Here is a 17,444-nt window from a genome sequence, read left to right on the forward strand (position 1 = left end):
AATATATATTGGCAGTAGTTGACTGAATTAAAAATACACTTGTAGCAAGCTTCTTTTTAATCCAAGACAAACTTGTTATTGGGGCGGGACAGAAATAAATTTTGGAAAAATATTATTTCTGTCCCGCCCCCAATCTATTTAAAATGACATGTTTTATAAACGATGCCAAATATTAATCATTCTATCTTGGAACGACACTTGTATCACTGTGAACTGTAATATCAAAGCCTTCAGGAGATGTAATATGTTCTTCTTTAGCATTTGGTTTATATATATCGAAATGAACTAAGCCATAAGTAGTCTCGTTATCTGTTCTAGCTTGGTTAGATTGCCATACATTAGTAGCGATATGATGATGGTATTTTTGAGTAGACATGAACAAAGCTTGTGGGAAATTAGAAATGTGTTCTAAACCTATTTGTTCCACATAAAAGTCACGTGCTTGCCCGATATCGTGTGTTTTAAGATGTAAATGTCCAATTTTGCCATCTGCTGGCCAACCGTTCCAACCTTCTTCAGTACGTTGTGCAATTAAATCGTCCGCATCTACTGCAAGTGTATCCATTTTTACAAAATTACCATCCCATTGCCAATCTTCAGATGGACGATCTTGATATACTTCAATGCCGTTACCTTCTGGATCATTAAAGTATAACGCTTCACTTACAAGGTGATCACCACCACCTACAGGCACATTCAAACGACTAGCATGGAATAAAAAGTTTGCTAAATCTGTGCGTGTTGGAAGTAAATAAGCGATATGGAATAAACCAGCTTCTCTAAATCCAGGACGGCGGCCATCTTCTAAATATTGTAGTGTTAATGTATGACCATTAGCACCAACATTAAAGATGACATGATTGTAGTCTTGTTCTTTAATTGAAAATCCTAGTATATTTTTATAGAAGTTTGTCATTTTATTTAAGTCTTCAACGTTTAATGTAATATTAGTAACTTGTGTTGCTTCAGTAGTGTGAAATTCATTCATAATGTAGTGCCTCCTAAGATGAATAAGTCATCTTTATTTATTATTTATATTAAGTATAATAAATATACTACTAATCGTTAAATTAATCAAGACAGTTGCTTTAAAACTTTAAAAGCATACAAAAAAGCTTTTAGACTAATGTAATAAAGGTGATTAAAAACCTCATCCTAGCCTAAAAGCTAATTCTGTGAAACATTTCAGTTAACTTCAAATTGTATGACAACGATTATGAAATAGATTATCCTAAATAAACATCTTGATAATCATCATTTTTCTCTAGAACGTCTTTCGCAAATGGACAAGATGCGATGATTTTTAAGTTATTTTCACGTGCATAATTAACGACAGCTTCAACTAATTGTTTTCCTAGACCTTGTCCACCTAATTCATCAGCGACACCAGTATGGTCAATGTCGATTTCATTATTATCTACTTGTTTAAACGTAATGACAGCTTGAGCATTTTGTTCATCTTCGCCAACATAAAATTGTTGATGTCCTTGTTTAATTTCTTGTGTCATAAAACGTCACTCCTTTAATAATGTCATATTACTATCTATCACTTTTGAAGAAATCTAAAACATTTTATAATTAAATATTTAATCCTAAATAATATAATAAACATAGATATTGCATTATTACATTATTAAAGATATAGTTAAAAACGAATTTATTACGCTTTGGAGGGTTCTGTGTGAAGAGGATTGGCTATATCATTATCGTCCTGTGCATTAGTATTGCTTTATCAGCTTGTAGCACAGGGCAATATTCGGATGCGAAAAAGAAAGATGTTTCAACTAATAATAAAATAAATATCTATACTACAGTATTTGCATTTGAAAGTTTTACCAAACAAATAGGTGGCAAATATGTCAATGTGGATACGATTTATCCTCCAGGTGCAGACACCCATACATATGAACCAACTCAAAGAGATATGATTAATATTGCTAAAAGTGATCTATTTATATATTCAAGTGACGACTTAGATCCAGTGGCTAAGACGATTACGCAATCAATGACCAACGATGATATGAAATTAGCAGTTGCAGCTGATTTAAATCATCATACATTGCTTGAAGAAGACCATGATCATGAAGATCACGACCACCATCATAGTCATGAAGAGGAAAGTTACAACCCGCATGTTTGGCTTGACCCAGTCTTAGACAAGCATTTTGCAGAAAAAATAAAAAATGATTTAGTTAAAAGAGATCCTCAACACAAAGCATATTATGAACAAAATTTTAAGAAATTAAATCAGGATTTAACAGATTTAGACAATAATTTGAAAACAATTACTAAAAATCCTAAAAGACAAAAAGTAACTATCTCTCATGATTCATTAGGTTATTTAGCAGAGCGCTATCACTTTCAACAAGAGGGTGTTAGTGGTATGAATAACGAAGAGCCTAGTCAAAAGGATATTCTTGCGCTTATTAAACAAATCAATCAATCGAAGCAACCTTATATCCTTTACGAACAAAATATCACTTCAAAGATAACTGATGTTATTCGTGATGAAACCAATGCAGAACCAGTAAGTTTTAATAATTTGTCTGTTCTATCTAAAGAACAAGTTAACGACAAAGACTTAACTTTCCAATCAATCATGAAAAAGAATATTAAAGCGTTGGATAAAGCGTTGAATCAATAAAAAATATCCCCAATCCTTTCATTAGGAGATGGGGATATTTTATACCTATTTATTCATATCTAATATAGCTCACCGTTGTATTGTAGTATTCTTCGAAACCATGAATACCATCTGCACCACCTAAACCTGATTCTCTCCAACCAGCATGGTAACCATTAACAACTTCTTCTGCTTCGCAATTAGCGTAAACTTCACCGAATTTTAAACGTTCTGTAGCTTCCATCACTTCTTTTAAATTCTCTGAAAAGATATAAGAAGATAAACCTGCATTTGTATCGTTTGCGTAATCAATTGCTTCATCGAAATCATTATAAGTTGTAATTGCTAGAACAGGACCAAAAATTTCCTCTTTAAAGGCACTGTCATCTTTTTTAACATTATCAAGAATTGTAGGTTCATAGAAGAAACCAGCGCGATCTAATTTATGGCCACCTAAAACTAAGTCTGCACCATTCTTAACGGCTTCTTGCACTTTATCATCAATACTGTCCAATTGTGTTTGATTGATAATAGCACCATAATCAGTGTTATCGTCTAATGGGTCACCGACTTGTAAGTCGCTCATACGTTGTTTAGCCTTGTTTACAAAGTCATCATGAACATCTTCGTGAACAAATATACGCTCTGGGCAAGTACATACTTGACCAGCATTATTAATTCTTGTTTTGACAATGTAGTCCACCGCTTTGTCCAGGTTAGCATGAGGTGTAACTAAGACAGGTGCGTTACCACCTAATTCAAGATTCACTTTTTTTACTGTATCTGCTGCATTCTTATAAACTGCTTTACCAGCACGCATACTTCCTGTTAGAGAAATGAGTTGTACATCTTTATGTGTGGCAAGCTGTGTACCCACAGCTTCTCCAGTGCCTGGTAAAATTTGAATTAGACCGGCTGGAATTGTTGAAGCACGGAATAGCTCAGCCAATCTTAACGTTAATAATGTTGTTTCTTCACTTGGCTTAATGACGATTGAGCATCCCGTTACAAGTGCTGGAATCACTTTACGCATTAAGACCATAATTGGTGCATTCCATGGCACGATACCTGCAGTTACGCCAATTGGCTTTTTAATTAATTGAATCATTTCATTCGATACATTATTTTGTAGTACTTCGCCTTTATTACGCATACTTAAACTTGTCATATAATCAATAAATTGCACAGCTTTATCGATTTCACCTTCAGCTTGCGCTAATGTTTTACCTTGTTCTTTAACATACAATTTGGCAAGTTCATCTTTGTTTTGCTCTAATAAAGGAATTAATAATTTTACATGCTCTGCACGTGTTGGTGCTGGTACTTTTTCCCATTCAAGTTGTGCATGTTTAGATTTTTCGATTGCCTCGTTAACTTCTTCCTCAGTTGCGAAAGTAATGGTATCAAATGTTTCTCCTGTAGCAGGATTGATGACTTCCATCGTGTCGCTAGATTTACTCTCTACAAATTCATTATTTATAAATAATTGATTGGTCATTTGAGACACCTCCAATGTTTGTATTCCCTGTAACAACCGTTTTCATGCTTATTTCATTTTGAAAAAAGATAGAAATAAATAGATATTGAAATTATAATAGAACTAACATATTGACGATTAATTGAAACGCGTGTACAATCTATCTCGAAATCGAAATAAATTAAAGGTGGTTAGTAAATGGATCGCACAGAACATTCATTAAAAGCATTTATTGGTCTAAATAGAGCATTAGATACATTAGAAAAAATCGTGCAACAAGATGTAAAGAATTACGGGCTCAACGTGACGGAATTTGCAGTGTTAGAATTACTCTATAGTAAAGGTCCACAACCTATTCAACGTATTAGAGATAGGGTGCTCATCGCGAGTAGTAGTATTTCATACGTTGTGAGCCAATTAGAAGACAAAGGTTGGATTACACGTGATAAAGATCCATCAGATAAGCGTGTATATAACGCCACACTTACTGACAAAGGTCAACAATTTATGTCAGATATATTTCCACAACATGCCACAACGTTAGAACAAGCATTTTCAGTTCTATCAGATGAAGAATTGATAACGATTCAGCAAGCATTCAAAAAATTAAGTGCACAATCTACTGAAGTGTAAATCGTGCACTTTTATTTATAACGAAAATTATCTCTAAATCGAAATAAATGGAGGTTTTTAATATGGCTAAACATGATTTATTAGGTATTCATCATGTAACTGCAATTACAGATGATGCTGAACGTAACTATAAATTTTTTACCGAAGTACTAGGTATGAGACTAGTTAAAAAAACAGTAAACCAAGATGATATTCAAACGTATCATACATTTTTTGCAGATGATGAGGGGACAGCTGGTACAGATATGACATTCTTTGATTTTCCTGGAATTCCTCAAGGACGTAAAGGTACCAATTCGATTACTAAACCATCGTTTCGTGTTCCGAGTGATGAAGCATTGACATACTATATGAAGCGTTTTGATGCATTTGGTATAAAACATGATGGTATTCAAGATGTGCTAGGTAAGAAGGTATTGCATTTTCAAGAGGAGGATGGACAAGACTATCAATTAGTATCCGATGAAGGCAATAGCGGTGTCTCACCAGGTAAACCATGGAAGAATGGTCCGGTTCCAGAGGATAAAGCAATTTATGGCTTAGGACCAATCGAAATTACGGTTAGTTACTTCGAGGATTTCAAACAATTGTTGGAAAATATATATGGAATGCGAACAATTATGAATGAAGAAGATGTAGCATTGCTTGAAGTCGGTGAAGGTGGCAATGGTGGTCAAGTTATTTTAAGAAAGAATACAGAGAGACCAGTTGCTGTACAAGGATATGGTGAAGTCCATCATGCATCATTTAGAGTGAAAGATCATGAGGCTATTGAACACTGGATACAGAAATATCAAGAACTAGGCATACCAAACTCTGGTTTAGTTGACCGTTTTTATTTTGAAGCATTGTATGCAAGAATCGGTCATATTTTGTTAGAAATTTCAACTGATGGACCTGGTTTTATGGGTGATGAACCCTATGAAACGCTAGGAGAGAAATTATCACTTCCACCATTTTTAGAGAAACAAAGAGAAGCGATTGAAGCGCAAGTTCGTCCGTTTGATACAACTGGAAAAAGTTATAAATAGAGAGGTATTGAATTATGGAACCAATTACACATATTCATCATATTTCAGCGATTGTAGGAGATGCTCAAGAAACGTATGATTTATATACAAATGTATTAAATTTAACTTTGATTAAACAGACAGTAAATTATGATGATACAAAAACATATCACTTATATTTCTCAAATGACAGAGCGCAACATGATATGGTACTTACTTTCTTTAATTGGCCAAATCAATATAGAGGTCGTATCGGTTCAGGTCAGGTTGGACGATTAGCGTTTAGAATACCGAAAGATAGCATGTCACATTGGGAAATGAAATTGAATGCGAATGGGATTCAAACACGTCAAACTGAATCATTCAATCAAGCAACGTTAGAATTTGAGGACATTCACGGATTAACACTAGCGATGGTTGAGAGTGATGACGAATGTGTTAACAATGACATCATAGGATTTCATGGCGTAACAATGCTATCAGCTAATCCTCAAGCTACGGAAGCATTGTTGCGAAATGATTTAGGGTTGGAATATATTCAAGAAACAGATGACAATGTGCACTATCAAACGAGTGGTAGCGTGCATCATCAAATTATTGTGAAAAAGTTTGTAAACCCACAACCTGTACGTTGGGGTGGTGGCATCTTCCATCATATTGCATGGTCAGTACCAAATGACGAGGTACATGTACAATGGCGTGATTATCTTCTTAATAAAGGCTTGCATGTAACAGATGTGAAAGAACGATTCTATTTTCATGCGATTTACATGAAAGAACCTGGCAATTTAATATTTGAATTTGCGACTGCTGGACCTGGCTTCACGATTGATGAAGATGTAAATGATTTAGGTAAACAACTACAATTACCTCCATTTTACGAGGGAAGAAGATATGAAATAGAAGGTCATTTAATGCCATTAAAATTAAAAGAGGACTAAGGAGAGGTGACACAAATGGAACATATTTATAGACCAGGTAAGGATAACTCACCTACGTTAATTTTGTTACATGGTACTGGTGGGGATGAAACAGATCTTATTCCACTTGGAACAGCTTTAAATCCTAACTATAACTTGTTAAGTATTCGTGGAGACGTCAATGAGAATGGTATGAATCGTTATTTCAAACGTCTTGCTGAAGGTGTATACGATGAGGAAGATTTAGAATATCGAGGTCAACGGTTGCTAGATTTTATTTATGAAGCGGCTGAACAGTATCAATTTAATTTGAATAGAACGGCTTTAGTTGGTTTCTCTAATGGATCAAATATTGCGATTAACTTAATGTTACGTGACAAAGCACCGTTTAAAAAAGCATTACTATTTGCGCCACTTTATCCAATAGACGCTTCAACAAGCAAAGATATGAGTGATGTAGACGTTCTATTATCAATGGGAAAAAATGATCCAATCGTATCTATTGAACAAAGTGAACATGTTATTAATTTATTTAAGCAACTGGGTGCACAGGTTACAGAAGTATGGGTCAATAGTCATGAAATTACACAAGCTGGATTACAGAAAGGTCAAGAAATACTGAATTCATAATGGAAAAGGACTCAAAGATGTATGGTTCGCATCTTTGGGTCCATTTTAATGTTTTCCTAAATTATTTAGAGAATATTAAGTGTTTAAACCCTTGGTATAAAATGGGGATAAGGAGTATGAAGCCAAATAATCCCATGATTGGGAAGACTTTTCCAATTAAAGAAATGAAACCGATAAATGTACATATAAACGTGATGATAGCCATTATAATGATGAGTACAAAGTACCCTTTGGAAAATGGCTCTGTAAATCTGGAAGCAAATGCATACATAAGACCTACAATCGTATTATAGATAACAAGAACCATTATAATCGACATCACTGTACCTAATAATGGTGAAATGTGACTTGCGAGTAATAGGGTAGGCAATGCGACAGATTGAATATGTTCAAATTCTGTAACAAGGCCAAAATTAATCATTAATAACAGTAATGTGATAATGATGCCACCAATTAGGCCACCCCATAAGCCAGACTGACGATGCTGCATGCGACCGCCCATAACACTTAAAAAACTAAATGCGGCTGCAATTTGTAGACTTGCATAATTTAACCCATCAAACCACCAACCAAGTGATAGAGAATGATGCTGTTTATTGAAACGATTGGTCGCACTAAAATTTAAATCCCCTGTTATAAAATAATAGATAGCTATAATAGAAACAACAATGACTAAGAACGGTGTAACCATACCTAATACCGTAATCAGACGTTCAAATCTAAGAAATAGCGTCATCAGAATGACTAACACTAGAATTAATGAACTTAACCAATAAGGTAATCCGAAACTTTCATGTATAGTTGACGCACCACCCGCAGTCATAATCATCGCTAAGGAGAATAAGAATAGAGTTAAGATAATATCAAAGATACGTGCAATGATTGGATGTAAATAATATCGAATAGACTCAGAATGATTATGAGATTGAATGACAAAGCCAGTGTTTAATACGAACACGCCTGCTAGCGTTATAATCAAACCGGTAACAATAATGCCAGAGATGCTATAGATACCGTTACTTGTGAAGAACTGAAATATTTCTTGACCAGTAGCAAAACCAGCACCAACGACAACACCAACAAATGCGAAAGCTACCATGATACTCTCTTTAAAAAGTTGCACAATTAAAATTTCCTTTCAAATCATTTCTAAATTCATATATTTAAACGCAATTACCTATTTTAGATGAAAAGATACTAGAAATAAATAGGAAAGTTTACTCGAAGTGAACATTGTGTGTCCTAAAAAGGCATTAACAGGTTGTTTATAAAATAATAATGCAGGCTTAATCAAAGTTTGATAGTATTACACAGTATAAAAAAAGTTGAATCTTATTGAGGAAGGTGTAGGTATGTCATTAGATTTACCTGTCATGTTAATCATTGTCTTATTTTTAGCATTAGGCATATTTAGTCAATGGTTAGCGACACAGATTAAATGGCCATCAATTGTAGTTATGTCGATTGTGGGCTTATTGATTGGACCGATATTGGGACTGGTTAACCCTCAAGAAACATTGGGAGCCGAAGTATTTAGTCCGATTGTGTCTTTAGCTGTAGCTGTCATTTTATTCGAAGGAAGTAGTAATTTAGACTTTCGTGAATTAAGAGGCATTTCTAAAGCGGTCATTCGAATTATTACCGTTGGCGCAGCTATATCATGGGTGCTCGGTGCGATTGCATTACATAAAATTTTAGATTTTCCAATCTCTGTTGCGGTTGTGATGGGCGGATTATTCTTAATTACAGGTCCAACCGTCATTCAGCCACTTCTTAAGCAAGCAAAGGTGCGTAAGAGTGTTGACTCTATTTTAAGATGGGAAAGTATCATATTAGATCCAATAGGACCGATACTCGCATTAACAGCGTTTTATATTTATCAAATATTTGAGCAAGGTTTTGGTGTCCAAGTTATTCTCATCTTTATTTTGAAAATGATTATAACAGCCATTATTGGCTTCGGAGCATCATTCGTTTTCAATTGGTTAATTCAACGTGATTTTATTCTGCAAAATTTGATGCCATCGATTCAGTTGGTCTTTATTTTATTAGTCTTTAGTATTTGTGACCAAATATTACAAGAATCAGGATTATTAGCCGTTACCATTTTCGGCTTAATGATGGCACGTTATAAGAGACATGATTTAATTTACAAGGAGTCAGATCATTTCATTGAAAATGCATCATCTATTCTTGTATCTACCGTCTTTATATTAATCACTTCGTCATTAACGTCATCTGTATTGATGGATGTCTTGTCATGGCAATTAGTGATTTTTGCGATTGCAATGATTGTATTGGTACGTCCAATCTCTGTTTTATTATCAACAATAGGTACAGAGATCACGAAAAGAGAACGCGCTATTGTTGCAATGATGGCACCTCGAGGGATTGTCGTTTTAACTGTGGCACAATTCTTTGGAGGATTATTCATGGATGATCATGTGAAAATGGCAAGTTATATCACGCCAGTGACGTTTGGACTAGTGTTTATTACAGTTGTCATTTATGGCTTTAGCTTTACGCCATTGAGTAAGTTGCTTGGACTTGCGAGTACAGAACCACCAGGCGTTATTATAGTAGGAGAGAGTGAATTTTCATTCCATCTAGGTAAGAAATTGCATGAACATGATATTCCTATTATGGTATTTAATTTGTTTGAGAATACGTCGGAGAAGGCAGAAGAACTTGGTTTTGAAGTGTTTAAGGGGAATTTATTATCAAGTAGTGATCGAATATATGCGGATTTAATTCGTTATAATAAATGTCTATTAATGACTAAGTCGTTTATTTTTAATAGTTTAGCGTTTAATGAATTGGTACCGGAGTTTGGATTGAATAATGTAAGTATGATGCCAGTGTCATTTACTGATGAACAGGCACGTAATAACTTAAATGGTCCATTACGCAATCATATTTTATTTGATGAATCACACAGTCCAAGATGGTTTGATAATACGATAAGTAATAAGAATATTGTGGAGGTACTTGCAGAGGAATACGACACAATTACTGATCATGATATGATTATTTATCACGTTGATGATAATAGTGTTGTCTCATTTAATAAAAGTACTAAACCTATACCACAATATGATCAAGGCACATACGGCATCTTAAGAGATGTGTATTGAAAATAGTTTAAGTTATGTTTAATTAGAGGATTGTAAAGTAGTTCTTTGATTTTAATCATTAGAACTACTTACGTAAGTGTGTGAACACTTACGTTCATTTACGCCACTGCTCCCTTAGGAGTCTTATCAACTATGTTTCATAATCCATTTTAGAATTACTTACCTATTTGTGTGCTTTACTATCTGTTATTAAGAATAAACAAAATAAAGGGCAATTTCTATTTTGAATATATAGAAATTGCCCTTTATTTTATGGTGTCATAAATATTTGTATTAATTTAAGTATCTATCATGCATTAATAATTTTAAGATGCGGATTTGTTCTTGAAGTACTTTACCATCATTGGTATCTCTGATTTTTTTGCGTTGCAATTCTTCATCTACAACACGACGAACTGATAATTCATCTGCACCGTCTGATAGTACTTTATCTCTTGAATCAAAATGTTGATGTGCGACTAATTGCATGCCAAATGAATTGTAAAGTAATGTATAACCCGCAATACCTGTCGTTTTTTGATATGCTTTTGAGAATCCACCATCGATAACTAACATTTTACCATCTGCTTTGATAGGGTCTTCACCATCTATTTCTTTAACAGGTGTATGACCATTAATGATTCGACCTTCATCTGGATTGAGACCGAAGTCTTTTAACATTTTGCGAATCATATCAACATCTTCTCTTAAATAATAATATGGATTCTTAGGTTCTTTATGAGAAGCCTTATCTTCAATAAAGTAACGTTCAAATGTTGTCATCGCTCTTTTTCCGAAAAGTGAACTGTATTTACCAGTCCATAAATACCACACTAAATCTGTTGATAGATCATCAGTGATTTCTTTGTAGTCGTATGCATAGCGTACATGTCTTTCAAACACGTCTAAAAGGTCACGCCCTTTATGTTGTTCACCTTCAATTTCGAATGATTCCATTTCTCCATTCTCATCAACAGGGATACATCCATGAATAAGAAGATTGCCATTATATGGAAGGTAAAGTTTTCCTTTCTTCATCAAGAACGACATGTGACGTTTCAATTTCTCAGATTGTTGGAAAGAAAGTAGCAGTTTATTCATAATTTCTTCTTCCTCAGGTAATAATTTACCAGGATCTTGTGGGTCCACAGTACTGAAACATGTATCTTTTAAAGGATATGTTTTACCGTAAATCGTGATTTCATTCGTATCATAGTTGACCTTTTCCAAGACTAAACGGTCTTCCATTTCAAAGGTAGGACGACGTTTGATAATTGGCATTTCTAGTTTGAATTGAATCATCGCAATGGCTTGATGAATCTTAGTGATTTGGCTTTCTTCAAGTTTAGATAGCCCAACTGGTTTATCAGGGCGCTTCTTAGGTTTAAATGCAGGATTATCGCCACTATAATGTTCTTCAGCAAGCGTTAATAACGGACGTAAATTAATTCCATAAGCATCTTCAATAATATCTAAATTATCGTATCGTGCACATATGCGAAGTAGGTTGGCTAAACATGCTTTAGAACCAGCATATGCACCTATCCATAAGACATCGTGGTTTCCCCATTGAATATCAACAGAGTGATAATTGATTAACGTGTCCATAATCTTATCTGGTTGAGGACCACGGTCGTAAATATCACCAACTACATGGAGATGATCAACTACTAGACGTTGGATACTATAAGATAAACCAATAATTAAGTCGTCAGATTGTTCTAACTCGATAATTTGATTTACTAGTGTTTCATAATATGACTTTTTATTGTTGAATTCATTATTCTTATAAAGTAGCTCTTCAACGATATATGTATATTCTTTAGGTAACGCTTTACGTAATTTTGAGCGTGTATATTTTGATGAACAATAAGTAATTAAATCAATTAATTGTTCAATTGTAGTAATATACCAAACATTCAATTTTCCCTTTGAATCGAAGTTATTTTTCACAAGTTTTAATTTTTCTTCAGGGTAATAGACGAGGGCAGCTAAGTCATCGATTTCTTTTTGGGATAATGTCTTTGCATAAAGGTCGTTTATTTTTGAACGGACATTACCTGATCCATTACGCAATACATGTTGGAACGATTCGTATTCACCATGAAGGTCACTGACAAAGTGTTCAGTACCTTTTGGTAATTCTAGAATAGACTCTAAGTTGACAATTTCTGTTGCTAACTTCTCAGGACTATCAAATTGTTGTGATAATAAATCTAAATATTTCTCTCGTAATTCACTTTCAGTCGTTTGTGTCATCTAATTTCACTCCTGTTTGGAATTGATATTCATATGGGTAGATATGTCATAAAATCGCTTACATTAATTATCTTTAAAAATCACCACTTTTTCAATGGTGATGCTTAAAATGTAAGAATTAATTCTTAAAGTTTAAATATATGTAAGACAAAAGCCTGGGACATAATTTAATGACTCAGGCTACAAATATATATTGGCAGTAGTTGACTGATTTAAAAATGCACTTGTAACAAGCTTTTTTAAATTCTAGTCAACCTTGCCTGGTGGGCGGGGCCCCAACAAAGAGAATTTCTTAAAGAAATTCTACAAGCTAAGCAAGTTGGGGATACAACGAAATAAATTTTGGAAATATTATTTCTGTCCCACTCCCTTAACTGTTATTTAACTCGGTTTCTGTTTTTAAAGAATATTCTATACAGTAAGTAAAGTACTGCAAGAATAATAATGACATACATGATATATGAATAAGTGTGTAAACCAGCCATTAAAGTATCGAAACTACCACTTAGCATACGGCCTAATAGTATTAGGGCGAAGTTCCAAATTGTAGTACCTAGTAATGACAATACTGCGAACGTAACGACATTCATTTTATTGATACCTGCAGGAATTGTGATTAATACACGTAATACTGGAATAAAGCGACATAGTAATACTGCCCATGCACCATAACGTTTAAACCAGTCATTTGCGCGCCTTACATCTTTACCCTTAAGTTTAAACCATTTACCATGTTTATCTACAAAACGATAAATACTTTCTTCGTTAATTAAACGGCATAAATAATATAGGATTAATAATCCAATAAATGATGCGATTGTTGATATAAGGAATAAAATAGGTATTGATAAACCCGACTTAACTGACATTAAACCAGCAAAGGTAAGAATTATTTCAGAAGGGACAACAGGTAAAACATTCTCTAATAAGATGAGAATAAAGATTGCAGTATAACCCCACTTACTTATAAAATCAGTGATTAATTGTTCCATTTATATTCAAGAACTCCTTTTATTAAAAGCATTATTTGTGAAATTAAAAATTCATAGTAAATTTATTATAATAAAATTTACTATGAATTGCTTGTATAAATCTATGTGTATTTTTATTTTAGCGCTTTTAAATAAGAATGATACAACTTAATTGCTTCTTCATCATCTTCGATGCCATAAACATTCATACGTCCATCTTTAAATAAGGTAATTTCATAATCGTCATCTTTAATTAATTTTGCGAAAGAAGTGGATTTCACAATTTCACAGGGAAGGTGGTGTGCGTGTTCAAATATACTTGGCTGATATCTAAAGAGATATGTACGTCCACATAAGCTTTCAATATGCTGCTGGTGTTTCGTTTCTAAGAGTGAGTAGTGTTGATTCGCACATACCTCACACGCGTGATCTTTCAATATATCGACGTTCATCGCTTTATAATCGATATGCCACGTATCAATAGTGATTAGTTTCTTTGAAAAGCCTTCCCCAGATAGGTAACGAAGTACTTCTGCAACTTCATAACTTGCTACTTGCGTAATAATAGTTGGTAGTACGCCATTAATCGCACAACTTTCGCCACTTGATGGCATTTGTTTTAAGAGGCATTTTAGACATGGTCCTTTGAAATCAATGCCATAAACTGTTCCTTTATTGCCGACAGCAGCACCATATACCCAAGGAATTTGATGTTTGTGACACACTTCATTGATGAGATAACGAATTTTAAAATGATCCATCCCATCGATAACGATATCTGGTTTAACTTCATTTAATATATCTTCAATATTGTTTGAAGTTATTTCTTGGTAATAAGTTTGTACGTCTACATGATGATTGATATGTGCAATATGTTCTTTTATTGCGTGTACTTTTGGTACCATATTTTGATCGTCATCTTCAGTATAAAGCGCTTGTCGATGTAGATTAGACGTTTCAACTATATCCATATCAACGATTGTGATGTGATGTGCCCCCATCCGAGCAAGAAGCTCGGCGACATGACTACCTAATGCGCCGGCACCTAGAATAAGTAACTGTGCATTAGAAAGGGCATGCTGTCCTTGTTCACCAAAAGGAGGGAATCTCATTTGACGATTGTAACGTTGCATTATAAGAAACCTAAACCTTCAGTTGGGCTTGATGCTTGGGCAGTATATTTTACTGGGATTCGTCCTGCTTCATAAGACAAACGACCAGCATGAATACCTAATTTCATTGCTTCTGCCATCTTCACAGGATCTTTAGCACCTGATACCGCTGTATTGAGTAGAATGCCGTCAGCCCCTAATTCCATCGCATGACATGCATCTTTCGGAGAACCAATACCAGCATCAACGATAACTGGCACATTTGAGTTTTTAATAATGTAACTTAAATTAAGTTGGTTGTTTATGCCGCGACCTGTTCCGATTGGAGATGCTAATGGCATAACGGCATGCACACCTAATTCTTCTAAACGTTTAGCTAAAACGACGTCATTAGAAATATATGGACATACAATGTATCCACGCTCTAGCAATACTTTACAAGCTTCATATGTTTCAAATGGATCAGGTAATAATGTTTCATCATCACCGATAACTTCTACTTTAATCATGTCACATACACCTGCATGTTTAGCGATTTCTGCAATACGAATGGCTTCTTCAGCAGTTTTTGCGCCAGCAGTATTTGGAAAAGTTATAAAGTCTTTTAAATTAATGTTTGCGAGTGGATTAGGTAAATTCTTGTCATACAAATTCATACGTCTTACTGCGAAAGTAAGTACATTTGTTTCTGAAGCTTTAATCGCTTCTGTTTGTATGTCTTCATTTTCAAACTTTCCTGTACCTAGTAATAAACGAGATTGTAATTCTAAATTTCCAATTTTAAACATTTTATCCGCCTCCAACAAATTCTAATAATTCTAATTGGTCATCTTCACGTACCGTGTGTTGATGATAATCTTCTTGTTTAATTAATGTTTTATTATGTTCAACAATGACACGTTCTGGGTCTAATTCTAGAGAGATGAGCACTTGATGAATGGATTGCTCAGTGTCGAATGTGAATGCATCGCCATTAATAATGCATTTCATGATTTAACCTCCTTGAGACATTGAAAGATTCATAGCGAGATGGTTTGACTCCAGTTAATAGCCAATTTGCAATGTCACGACCAATAACATGGGACAATAAAATACCGTTTCGATAATGGCCGGTAATGACATATAATCCATCGTCAACTCGGTCCATAATTGGTAATTCGCCATTGGTATATGGACGTACGCCAGACCATTGCTTCATGATACGTGCGTTTGCAAGTTCAGGTATACGTTCTGTCGCATAGTGTTTTAACCATGAGACGCCTTGTTCCGTATTACCTACAGAATAATTATCAAATTCGCTAGTAGCACCAATTAAGTAACGATTAGGCGCTTTCGGAACTATATAGCATCCATTAGTCATAAATACCGTTTGCTGTAAGTTTAAATCGTCATGTTCCATGAGAAGAACTTCGCCCTTAACGCCGACAACCTCACGAGGCAATTGATATTGTTTTAACAATTGAGATGACCATGCACCACCTGCGACAATGATTTTCTTCGCATATAAATCACCTTGAGATGAAACGATTTGATAGTAACCATTCTGGCGAATAATATCTGTTACATTTGTATTGAAGTAGCGCGAAATACGACGCTGTTGTAAGGATTTAAATAATGCTTTCGTATAATGATTTGCATTGATTTGTCCATCATTTGGAATGTAGATTGCCATTTCAGATGCAACCACACTACCATCGGTTAAATCTGCTAATTCATCGTCTGATAGTTCAATTACATTGTCATCTAAGGCGTGTAAGAATTGAAATTGTGAGCGCAAATGCTCAACATCTTCAATTTGATTTGCGATTTTAATCAATCCAGATGATTGATATTGGATATCTATTCCAGTTTCATCTTGGAGTGTTTCGCATAATTCAGGAAAGCATTCACGTGATTCTAGAGCGAGACGAAATAAGTCACTGTCTTCTGTAAATTCATTTTGTGCACCTAACATGCCTCCAGCTTTATATGAAGCATGTTTACCAGGTATATCACGGTCGACAATTGCAATGTCGAGTTGCGTATGACTTATTTGTCTCGCAATGGACATTCCGATAACACCAGAACCAACAATAAGTACGTCATGCATCTTTCAACCACTCCTTTCGTAGATGTTGAATTTGTTGTAAAGATGCGCTCATAAAATAAGAAATTGCACAAATTCCTGCAAAGCCATTTGGAAGCCGTTGTATCGTATCTTCAGTAATACCTCCTATGGCATAGACTGGAATCGGAACTTGTAACACGGCTTTGATTTCAGACATTGATCTAGGCTGCTGATTTGGCTTAGAAGCCGTGGTAAAGATATGACCATAAAAGACATAATCTAATTGATGTTTAAAAGCTTGTTTCACAGAGTTAATAGTGTGCGTCGACATGCTTACTTCAACATCAGGATGTTGTGCTTTATAATCGAACGCTAATGTGTCCATTTCACGACAGTGCAAGCGTTTAAGTTTTAAGGATTCTAATAAGTCAACATCACTATGGATAATAATTTTGTTTCTTGGAAAGCCAGCAGCGATTAATTTTTTTAAAAAGGAAAATAAATCATCACTAGACATAGGCGTACGAAAGAGTAAACCATCGATGCCTTTATTAATTTCAATGAAGTGTTGTAAGTCTGCTTCTGTTAAATGTTTATAAGTTGTTATCGCAATAAAGATGTCTATCACCCCTAATAAATGAAAAAACGC

The 17,444-nt window shown here is 34.6% G+C and carries 17 protein-coding genes; 6 read left to right on the top strand and 11 right to left on the bottom strand.

Going from position 1 to position 17,444, the window contains the following annotated elements; genetic code table 11:
* Positions 1-181 precede the first annotated feature (181 nt).
* On the bottom strand, positions 182-988 hold the full coding sequence (locus HMPREF3134_RS06460; protein ID WP_070441605.1) for a VOC family protein: 807 nt from the start codon (positions 986-988) through the stop codon (positions 182-184).
* A 238-nt stretch (positions 989-1,226) separates the two neighbouring features.
* Positions 1,227-1,508: a GNAT family N-acetyltransferase gene (locus HMPREF3134_RS06465; RefSeq protein ID WP_037550318.1), complete on the bottom strand. Its 282-nt coding sequence runs from the start codon at positions 1,506-1,508 to the stop codon at positions 1,227-1,229.
* A gap of 173 nt (positions 1,509-1,681) precedes the next feature.
* Between HMPREF3134_RS06465 and HMPREF3134_RS06470 the strand changes: the two genes are divergently transcribed.
* On the top strand, positions 1,682-2,644 hold the full coding sequence (locus tag HMPREF3134_RS06470; protein WP_070441608.1) for a metal ABC transporter solute-binding protein, Zn/Mn family: 963 nt from the start codon (positions 1,682-1,684) through the stop codon (positions 2,642-2,644).
* A 49-nt stretch (positions 2,645-2,693) separates the two neighbouring features.
* On the opposite strand, the gene aldA is transcribed toward HMPREF3134_RS06470, so the two are convergent.
* Entirely contained in the window at positions 2,694-4,121 is a 1,428-nt protein-coding gene (gene aldA, locus HMPREF3134_RS06475; RefSeq protein ID WP_070441610.1) for an aldehyde dehydrogenase, read from the bottom strand.
* A gap of 177 nt (positions 4,122-4,298) precedes the next feature.
* Between aldA and HMPREF3134_RS06480 the strand changes: the two genes are divergently transcribed.
* From HMPREF3134_RS06480 to HMPREF3134_RS06495, 4 genes are all read left to right on the top strand, one after another.
* Positions 4,299-4,733 (top strand): MarR family transcriptional regulator MhqR, encoded by a 435-nt coding sequence (locus HMPREF3134_RS06480; RefSeq protein ID WP_037550309.1) that lies wholly within the window; start codon positions 4,299-4,301, stop codon positions 4,731-4,733.
* 62 nt (positions 4,734-4,795) lie between these two features.
* The gene (locus HMPREF3134_RS06485; RefSeq protein ID WP_070441613.1) at positions 4,796-5,764 is read left to right on the top strand and encodes a ring-cleaving dioxygenase MhqE; all 969 of its coding nucleotides are present in this window, start codon (positions 4,796-4,798) and stop codon (positions 5,762-5,764) included.
* A gap of 14 nt (positions 5,765-5,778) precedes the next feature.
* Positions 5,779-6,684, top strand: a complete 906-nt coding sequence (locus tag HMPREF3134_RS06490) for a VOC family protein (protein ID WP_070441616.1) — start codon at positions 5,779-5,781, stop codon at positions 6,682-6,684.
* Between the two features lie 15 nt (positions 6,685-6,699).
* A complete protein-coding gene (locus HMPREF3134_RS06495; protein ID WP_070441619.1) occupies positions 6,700-7,293 on the top strand; it encodes a methylhydroquinone degradation carboxylesterase MhqD in 594 nt (197 codons plus the stop codon).
* Positions 7,294-7,354: 61 nt separating this feature from the next.
* Here the strand turns inward: HMPREF3134_RS06495 and HMPREF3134_RS06500 are convergent, their stop codons facing one another.
* The gene (locus HMPREF3134_RS06500) at positions 7,355-8,392 is read right to left on the bottom strand and encodes a YkvI family membrane protein (RefSeq protein ID WP_276312338.1); all 1,038 of its coding nucleotides are present in this window, start codon (positions 8,390-8,392) and stop codon (positions 7,355-7,357) included.
* A gap of 253 nt (positions 8,393-8,645) precedes the next feature.
* Here HMPREF3134_RS06500 and HMPREF3134_RS06505 point away from each other — a divergent pair, with 253 nt between their 5' ends.
* Positions 8,646-10,427 carry a cation:proton antiporter gene (locus tag HMPREF3134_RS06505; RefSeq protein ID WP_070441625.1) on the top strand — a complete coding sequence of 594 codons (1,782 nt, stop codon included), beginning with the start codon at positions 8,646-8,648 and terminating at the stop codon, positions 10,425-10,427.
* Between the two features lie 273 nt (positions 10,428-10,700).
* Here the strand turns inward: HMPREF3134_RS06505 and HMPREF3134_RS06510 are convergent, their stop codons facing one another.
* The 7 genes from HMPREF3134_RS06510 to HMPREF3134_RS06540 form a co-directional block, all read right to left on the bottom strand.
* Positions 10,701-12,665, bottom strand: a complete 1,965-nt coding sequence (locus tag HMPREF3134_RS06510; protein ID WP_070441628.1) for a fructose-bisphosphatase class III — start codon at positions 12,663-12,665, stop codon at positions 10,701-10,703.
* A 377-nt stretch (positions 12,666-13,042) separates the two neighbouring features.
* Positions 13,043-13,657 (bottom strand): undecaprenyl phosphate transporter UptA, encoded by a 615-nt coding sequence (locus HMPREF3134_RS06515; protein ID WP_070441631.1) that lies wholly within the window; start codon positions 13,655-13,657, stop codon positions 13,043-13,045.
* A gap of 113 nt (positions 13,658-13,770) precedes the next feature.
* Entirely contained in the window at positions 13,771-14,769 is a 999-nt protein-coding gene (locus HMPREF3134_RS06520) for a ThiF family adenylyltransferase (protein WP_070441633.1), read from the bottom strand.
* A complete protein-coding gene (locus HMPREF3134_RS06525; protein WP_053018443.1) occupies positions 14,769-15,536 on the bottom strand; it encodes a thiazole synthase in 768 nt (255 codons plus the stop codon). The genes HMPREF3134_RS06520 and HMPREF3134_RS06525 overlap by 1 nt, the downstream gene beginning before the upstream one ends.
* Position 15,537: 1 nt before the next feature.
* A complete protein-coding gene (gene thiS / locus HMPREF3134_RS06530) occupies positions 15,538-15,738 on the bottom strand; it encodes a sulfur carrier protein ThiS (protein WP_037550281.1) in 201 nt (66 codons plus the stop codon).
* Positions 15,722-16,837, bottom strand: a complete 1,116-nt coding sequence (gene thiO / locus HMPREF3134_RS06535) for a glycine oxidase ThiO (protein WP_070441636.1) — start codon at positions 16,835-16,837, stop codon at positions 15,722-15,724. The genes thiS and thiO overlap by 17 nt, the downstream gene beginning before the upstream one ends.
* Complete coding sequence (locus tag HMPREF3134_RS06540; protein ID WP_070441687.1) at positions 16,830-17,420, bottom strand: thiamine phosphate synthase; 591 nt, start codon at positions 17,418-17,420, stop codon at positions 16,830-16,832. Before HMPREF3134_RS06540 ends, thiO begins: the two co-directional genes overlap by 8 nt.
* Between the last annotated feature and the right edge of the window lie 24 nt (positions 17,421-17,444).

The organism is Staphylococcus sp. HMSC14D10 (assembly GCF_001808125.1).
GTDB lineage: Bacteria > Bacillota > Bacilli > Staphylococcales > Staphylococcaceae > Staphylococcus > Staphylococcus haemolyticus.